This window comes from Burkholderia sp. Bp9031 (genome assembly GCF_003857965.1).
GTDB lineage: Bacteria > Pseudomonadota > Gammaproteobacteria > Burkholderiales > Burkholderiaceae > Burkholderia > Burkholderia ambifaria_A.
On sequence record NZ_QTPW01000065.1, the window covers coordinates 1 to 7,827 of the forward strand.

Here is a 7,827-nt window from a genome sequence, read left to right on the forward strand (position 1 = left end):
CGTCGCATCACGATCCGTTCGCATCATTCACCCCCAATGGAGCATCAATGATTCTGGAAATGGCATCGCTCGACATCGATCCGTCGCAGGCCGAGCAATTCGAAGCGGCGGTTCGCCAGGCACTCCCGCTGTTCGCGCGTGCGCGCGGCTGCGGCGGCGCCGAGCTGCACCGCGTGATCGAGCGCAGCGGCGGCTACCTGCTCGTCGTCAAGTGGGACACCGTGGACGACCACATGGTGCATTTCCGGCAATCGGACGACTTCCAGGCATGGCGACAGCTGGCGGGCCCGTTCTTCAAAAGCCCGCCGAAAGTCGTGCATACGGAAGTCGCGGTCAAGTAATCGCCACGGTAAAAAGCGGGTCGGGTAAACGCCCGCCCCGTGTCGCCGGCGCGCCGCCGAAACCCGGCTTTACGCGCGCCGTTCCAGTCGCCCCGCCTGTTCAGAACCTGTGACGCAACCCGATCCGCAATGAAACCTGCTTGTCGGTCGCGGACGGCGTCAACCCGGTAATCTGCGCAACCGCCGGCTGCCCGAGCGAATCCGTCCCGCTCGCCTTCTCGAACACGGCAACCGTATAAACGTCCGTGCGCTTCGACAGGAAATAATCGACACCCGCGCTGAACAGGTTGTAGTTCGCGCCGCCCTTGCCGCCGGCACCGCCGTTTCTCGTGTAGTCGTAGGCGACACCGGCCTGCAACGACGGCGTGAACTGGTATTTCGCGTTGATCTCGACGTTGTTGAACGCCGCGGTGCCCGCGTAACGCAGCGCATTCGGCCCCGACGCGGAGCCCAGCCCCTCGAAGCGCGTATTCGAATACGCGAGATTGACGCTGAGGGCGGCCAGCGTCACGCCCGCTCCGACGCCGGCGATTTCGAGCCGGTTCGCGGACGCATAGCCGGCGAACACGGGGTTGCTCTCCGGCGCACTCGCGCTGCCGGCGCTGCCGAGGTTGTTGCTCGTCGCCGGGCCGGCATTCGGATTCGCGCCGAAGAACGACGTGTTCGGATTGCGGACGTTCAGGTAGCCCGCGCCGATCGAAAACGGCCCCGCCGCATACGACGCGCCGGCACCCCAGATCCAGTTGGTCGAGAACGACCCGGCGGTGCCGCCGAGATTCATCAACGCTTCGAGCGTCAGCCCGCGGTAGCTGGCGCTGCGGAACTTGATCGAATTGTTGATGCGGCGCGTGTTCAACGCATTGTCGAGGTCGCCCGGATGCGAGGTCATGTAGCCGCCCCACTGCGGCGCGGCGAGGAACGGCCCGTAGAAGTCGACGACGGGATCGTACTGCCGCCCGAGCGTGACCGTGCCGACCGGATGGCTCAGGCCGACATACGCCTGCCGCCCGAACATCGCGCCGCCCTGGTTCAGCACGCCGTTGTTGCTGTAGAAACCGCTCTCCAGCACGAACAGTGCCTTGAGACCGCCGCCGAGATCCTCGCTGCCCTTGAGCCCCCAGCGGCTCCCCTGCAGGCCGGCCGACCCGCCTTCGATCATCGCGATCTGATGGCCGCCGACCGGGCCTGCCGCCGTCCGTGCCGTCTGCACGTTGCTGGTGTAATTGATGCCGCTGTCGATGATCCCGTACAGCGTCACGCTGCTTTGCGCCAGCGCGATCGCCGGCACTGAATTCAGTACAACCAAGCAAAATGAAAGCTTCTTCATCAATCGATCTCCTCTTTCGGTTATATATCCCGGCTCGCCGCCGGATTGCGCGTCATCGTGTCAATGGGTCTGGTTCACCACGTTCGACGGCGTGTCGTCGGCCGGCTGTTCGTGAACGCGAATGAAGAACGTCATCAGGAACGACACGACGAGCAACGCCGCGAGAAACAGCAGCCCAGGCGTCGCGCTCTGCCCCGTTCCCTTGACGAAGCCGATCATGAACGGCCCGACGAAGCCGCCGAGGTTGCCGATCGAGTTGATCACCGCGATCGACACGGCCGCGGTCGAGCGGCTGAGAAACAGCGTCGGCAGCGCCCAGAACGGCGACTTGAACGCGTACAGGCCCGCGAGGCTCAGGCTGATCATCGCGATCGACACGTACGGGTTCGTCGCGAGCCCCGCGCCGAGCAGCGCCGCGGCAGCCACCGCGAGCGGAATCGCCGAATGCAGGCGTCGTTCGCTGCGCCGGTCCGAACGACGCGACCACATCACCATCGCGATCGTCGCAACCACGTAGGGCACCGTCGCGATGAGCCCGATCTCGGTATGCGAGAGCTTCGACGAGAAGCCCTTGATGATCTGCGGCATCCAGTAACCGACGCCGAGGCTGCCGCACTGGTACACGAAGTAGATGAACGACAGGTACAGCACCTTCGGGTTCGTCATCGTCTTCAGCGAACCGAGGTGCTGCGCACGCGGCCGCGCCTTGCGATCGTTGTCGAGTTCGTTCAGCAGCCACGCGCGCTCCGCGGGCGTGAGCCACTTCGCGTCGCCCGGGCGGTCCGTCAGGTACAGGAAGCACAGGATCCCGCCGACCAGCGCGGGCGCGCCTTCGAGCACGAGCATCCAGCGCCAGCCGCTCCACTGGAACCAGTGGACGTGATCCATGATCCACGTCGAAAGCGGCGCGCCGATGATGTACGACACCGGGATCGCGGCGGTAAACAGCGCGACGGTCGTCGCGAGTTCCTTCGCACGGAACCAGTAGGTCAGGTACACGATGATGCCGGGGAAGAAGCCCGCTTCCGCCACGCCGAGCAGGAACCGCAGCACGTAGAGTTGCGTCGCGTCCTGCACGAATGCGGAGATCACCGACACGACACCCCACGTCACCAGGATCCGCGCGATCCACACGCGTGCGCCGAACTTGTTGAGCATCACGTTGCTGGGCACTTCGAACAGGAAATACCCGATGAAGAAGATGCCCGACGCGAAGCCGAACGCCTCGCTCGACAGCGCGAGCTCCTTGTTCATCTGCAACGCGGCATAGCCGATGTTCGCGCGGTCGAGATACGAAATGATGTAGAGGACGAACACGAACGGGATGATGCGCCACGCGATCTTGCGCACCAGCGCGCGTTCGTCGATAGGGGTTGCTTGATTCATGGTTGTGCGCCGGCGGACCTGCCGCCGGCTGTCTCCTGATGGGGCGGGAAGGATTACGCGCGGTGTCCGGAAAACACCATGCAGACGGGGCTGCCCGACGCGACCGAGAAGCCGGTCGGCTTGAGGCGGCCCGTCGCGGCATCGATCGCGAACGCGACGATGCTGTCGCTGTCTTCGTTCAGCGCGTACATGAAGCGGCCGTCCGGCGTGCCGGTCATGAAGCGCGGCGTGCGGCCGCCGGTCGGTTCGGCCGCGACGAACGCGAGATGGCCGCTGGCCGGGTCGATGCGGAACACGGCGATGCTGTCGTCGCCGCGGTTCGATGCGTAGACGAAGCGCCCGGCCGGATCGACCTCGATCTCCGACGCGCGGCTGTTGCCGATGTACGTGTCCGGCAGCGACGACACGATCTGCACGGGCGTCAGCGCACCGTTCGACGACGTGTACCGATAGGTCGTGACGGTCGAGTCGAGTTCGTTGACGACATACGCGAGCGCGCCGCTCGGATGGAAGGCGACGTGACGCGGGCCGGCCGTCTCGCGCGTGACGACGAATGCCGGATCGGCCGGCGCGAGCCGCCCGTCCTTGAACCGGAACGAGAACACGCGGTCGAGCCCCTTGTCCGGAACGATCACGAATTGCCCGGTCGGGTCGAACGGATTGAAGTGCGGCTTCGCCTGCTTCTGCTCGATGCGATGCGGGCCGATCGGGCCTTCGAGCGTGACGAGTTGCGTGACTTCCTGCAGCGTGCCGTCAGCCGCGATCGGCAGTACGGCAACGCTCGCGCCGATGTGATTCGACACGACGACATAGCGGCCGGTCGGATCGATCGCGAGATGCACGGGGTTCTTGCCTTGCGTGCTCTGGCGATTCAGGAACGTGAGCTTGCCGCTGGCCTTGTCGACCTTGAATGCGCTGATGTCGCTCAGGTCGCCGTGGACCGTATACAGGTGTTCGCCGTTCGCGCTCAACGCGAGGAACGACGGATTCACCAGATCCTTGACGAGCTGCACGAGTTCGAGCGCGCCCGTCCCGGCGTCGACGCGGTACACGCTAATCCCGTCGCCGCGGGCGTTTCGTTCGCGCGTGGTGCGCGATCCGACATAAGCAAACATGGGTGTTTTTCCTTTCAAAGCCTTGTGTGATTCGTCTGCAGAAACCGGCCCGGCGGCCGCGCCGAGGAGCGCGAGCGCGCCGAGCGCCGCCGTGTGCCCTATCACGCGGCGACGCATCTGATCCGGACCGCGCGGTTGACCGATTGCGCCCGGGTCGTTGCCTGTTTTCGTCACGATCGTCTCCTGAATTGTTGTATCTCGGGTTAGCACTAGATTGCATTTTTACTTGTTAAAGTGCAAAAATACAGTCATGGAAAACACCAACTCCCCCTCGGAAGCCCGGTTGACGGTCGATGGCGCGACATATCGCTTCGTCGATCTTCCCGGCCAGTTCGGCGCCACGTTGCGCGAACTGCCCGTCGTGCTGCGCCTGCTGCTCGAAAACGTGATCCGCAATACCGACGGCGATGAGCGGCGGCAAGCGGTCGACGCGATCGTCGAATGGACGCGCCGCGCGACGAGCGAAGCCGAGATCGCGTTCCAGCCGAACCGCGTGCTGATGCACGACACCACCAGCACGCCGGCGCTCGTCGATATCGCCGGGATGCGCGACGCGCTCGCCGAAGCCGGCGCGGATCCGGCGTCGCTGAACCCGGTGCTGCCGGTCGATTCGTCGGTCGACCACTCGCTGGCCGTCGAATATTTCGCGCGGCCGGACGCCGCGCCGCTGAACCTGCAGCTCGAACTGCGCCGCAACGCGGAGCGCTACCGGTTCCTGCGCTGGGCATCGAAGTCGCTGACGGGCGTACGCATTCATCCGCCGGGCACCGGGATCATGCATACGATCAACCTGGAGCAACTGGCGACGGTGGTCACGACGCTCGAGCGCGACGGCGAGCGCTGGGCCGTGCCCGACACGCTGATCGGCACCGACAGCCACACGCCGATGATCAACGGCATCGGCGTGCTCGGCTGGGGCGTCGGCGGGCTGGAGGCGCAGACGGTGATGTTCGGGATGCCCGTGATGCAGCGCATTCCCGACGTGATCGGCGTGCGGCTGACCGGCGCGTTGCGCGCGGGCGTGCTGGCGACCGATCTCGCGCTGACCGTCACGCAGCGGCTGCGTGCAATCGGCGTATCGGGGGAGTTCGTCGAGTTCTTCGGCCCGGGCGTCGCGACGCTCGGTGCCGGCGAGCGCGCGGTCGTCGCGAACATGGCGCCCGAGTATGGCGCGACGACCGGCTTCTTCCCGGTCGACGGCAACACGCTCGACTACCTGCGCGCGACCCACCGATCCGAATCGGCGATCCGGCTCGTCGAAGCGTTCACGCGGCAAGCCGGCCTGTGGTTCGATCCGGATGCCGAGCCACGCTACACGCGCACGATCGACCTCGACCTCGCGTCGATCGGCATGCATGTGGCCGGCCCGCGCCGCCCGCAGGACCTGCTCGATCATTCGCAGACGGCCGCCGCGCTCGCGCCGCTCGCGTTCCATCCCGCGCATCCGCATCCGTCGATGCCGAAGCATCCGGTCGCGATCGCCGCGATCACGAGCTGCACGAACACGTCCGATCCCGCGCTGCTGATCGCAGCCGGCCTCGTCGCGCGCAACGCGCGCGCGCTCGGGCTGAAGGTGCCGGCATGGGTCAAGACGTCGCTCGGTCCCGGTTCGCCCGCGGCGGCGGCCTATCTCGAACGGGCCGGGCTGATCGACGACCTGTCGGCGGTCGGCTTCGATATCGTCGGGTATGGCTGCACGACCTGCATCGGCAACTCAGGGCAACTGACCGAGCCGATCCGGGCGGCGCTCGCCGACGCGTCGATCCGGCCGGTCGCGATGCTGTCGGGCAACCGCAATTTCCCGGGGCGTATCCACCCGGATCTCGACCTCGGCTTCATCATGTCGCCGCCGCTCGTGATCGCGTTCGCGCTGGCCGGCGACGCCGAAATCGACGTGAGCCGCGATCCGCTCCAGCACGCGGCTAACGGCCAGCCCGTGTACCTGCGCGACCTGTGGCCGACACGCGAAGCCGTCGCCGAACTGACGGCGGCCGCCGCCGATCCGCACGACTACCCGCGCGCATTCGCGCACGCCAGTGCGAACCCGGCCTGGCACGACCTCGACGCGCCCGACAGCGCGCAATTCCCGTGGGATCCGGCTTCGACCGCGCTGCGCCGGCCGCCGTTCGCGTCGGCGTCGCAGGGCAGCCAGCTCGGCACGTACAGCGCGTACCCGCTGCTGGTGCTCGGCGACGACGTGACGACCGATCACATCTCGCCCGCCAGCGCGATTCCGAAGGACAGCTTCGTCGCCGATTTCCTCGTGTCGCGCGGCGACGATCGCGACGACCTGAACGTGTTCGCATCGCGGCGCGGCAACTGGGAAGTGATGATGCGGGCCGCGTTCTACAACCGGACCCTCGTCAACCGGCTGCGCGACGGCATGCCGGTCGCGCATACGCTGCACGTGCCGAGCGGCGACGTGTTGCCGATCTTCGAGGCGGCCGCGCGCTACCGAGAGGAAGGCAATCCGGTCGTGCTCGTCGCCGGCGAGCGCTACGGCACCGGGTCGTCGCGCGACTGGGCCGCGAAAGGCCAGCGGCTGCTCGGCATCCGCGCGGTGCTGGCGGCGAGCTTCGAGCGCATTCACCGCTCGAACCTGATCGGGATGGGCATCCTGCCGCTGCGCTTCGCCGCGGGCATCCACCCCGACACGCTGGACCTCCGGCCAGGTGATAAGCTCGAGGTCGACGCGCCGGCCGATGCGCTGTCGCCGCGCTGCACGGTGCCCGTGCGCATCGTGCGCGCCGACGGCCGCGTCGAGCCCGTCGACGCGACGGCCGCGGTCGAGACCCGTCTCGAATGCGAGTTGCTGCGCTCGGGCGGCGTCATCCCGCTGATATTGCAAAAGAACCTGGCGATGCAGGAGGCTTGAGACCGAAGCCGCCCGCGGCGCCCCGAATGCTCACTCACATGATCGACCGCTCCATCGCGACCCAGATTGTCGAACTGATCAAGACGGAAGGACTGGACGTCGGCGCGCACCTGCCCGCGCAGATGCTCGCCGACCGCCTGCGCGTGTCCCGTTCACCCGTCAACGAGGCGCTCGCGCTGCTGCACGAGAAAGGCATCCTGACGCGCGAGCGCAATCGCGGCTTCTTCGTCGCGAAACCCGTGATCGAGCCGCTGTCGGACGTCGTCGACGAACTCGGTCTCGGCGAAGCCGACGTGATCACGAGCGTGTATTTCCGGATCGCGGACGATCGCCTGAAGGGCGAGCTGCCCGACGAATTTTCGGAGCAGCTGATCCGCACCCGCTACGGGCTGACGAACGCGCAGCTCACGACCGTGCTCGGGCGTATCGCGCAGGAAGGCTGGGCCGAGCGCAAGCCGGGCTACGGCTGGCAGTTCTCGCCGATGCTGACGACCCCCGACAGCCTGCTGAAATCGTACCGGCTGCGTCTCGCGCTCGAGCCGGCCGCGCTGCTCGAGCCCGGCTACCGGCTCGACCCGCGCGTGCTGGAACGGTGTCGCGAGGTCGAGAAGCACCTGCTCGCCGGCGGCATCGAGACCGATACCGCCGATCAACTGCACGATCGCGGCGTGCGGTTCCACGAATCGCTCGTCGAAGCATCGGGCAACAGCTTCTTCATCGACACGATCCGGCGCGTGAATCGCGTGCGCCGGCTGCTGTCGTACCGCTCGATGCAGGATCGCG

General features: G+C 66.7%; 6 protein-coding genes. 3 read left to right on the forward strand and 3 right to left on the reverse strand.

Translation table 11 applies throughout. The annotated features are described in order from the left end of the window. Nucleotides 1-47: 47 nt before the first annotated feature. Nucleotides 48-341, forward strand: coding sequence for an antibiotic biosynthesis monooxygenase (locus tag DIE15_RS36250; RefSeq protein WP_124606215.1), 294 nt, complete (start codon nucleotides 48-50; stop codon nucleotides 339-341). Between the two features lie 100 nt (nucleotides 342-441). Here the strand turns inward: DIE15_RS36250 and DIE15_RS36255 are convergent, their stop codons facing one another. The 3 genes from DIE15_RS36255 to DIE15_RS36265 are packed head-to-tail and all read right to left on the reverse strand — an operon-like array spanning nucleotide 442 to nucleotide 4,169. Then, nucleotides 442-1,668, reverse strand: coding sequence for a porin (locus DIE15_RS36255; RefSeq protein WP_057927415.1), 1,227 nt, complete (start codon nucleotides 1,666-1,668; stop codon nucleotides 442-444). 60 nt (nucleotides 1,669-1,728) lie between these two features. Further along, on the reverse strand, nucleotides 1,729-3,054 hold the full coding sequence (locus tag DIE15_RS36260; protein WP_124835844.1) for an MFS transporter: 1,326 nt from the start codon (nucleotides 3,052-3,054) through the stop codon (nucleotides 1,729-1,731). Between the two features lie 53 nt (nucleotides 3,055-3,107). Then, nucleotides 3,108-4,169, reverse strand: coding sequence for a lactonase family protein (locus DIE15_RS36265; RefSeq protein ID WP_124835845.1), 1,062 nt, complete (start codon nucleotides 4,167-4,169; stop codon nucleotides 3,108-3,110). A gap of 250 nt (nucleotides 4,170-4,419) precedes the next feature. Here DIE15_RS36265 and acnA point away from each other — a divergent pair, with 250 nt between their 5' ends. Further along, entirely contained in the window at nucleotides 4,420-7,044 is a 2,625-nt protein-coding gene (acnA, locus tag DIE15_RS36270) for an aconitate hydratase AcnA (RefSeq protein WP_124835846.1), read from the forward strand. A gap of 38 nt (nucleotides 7,045-7,082) precedes the next feature. Continuing rightward, nucleotides 7,083-7,827: GntR family transcriptional regulator (locus DIE15_RS36275; RefSeq protein WP_124835847.1), on the forward strand; the 745-nt coding region annotated here is incomplete at its 3' end.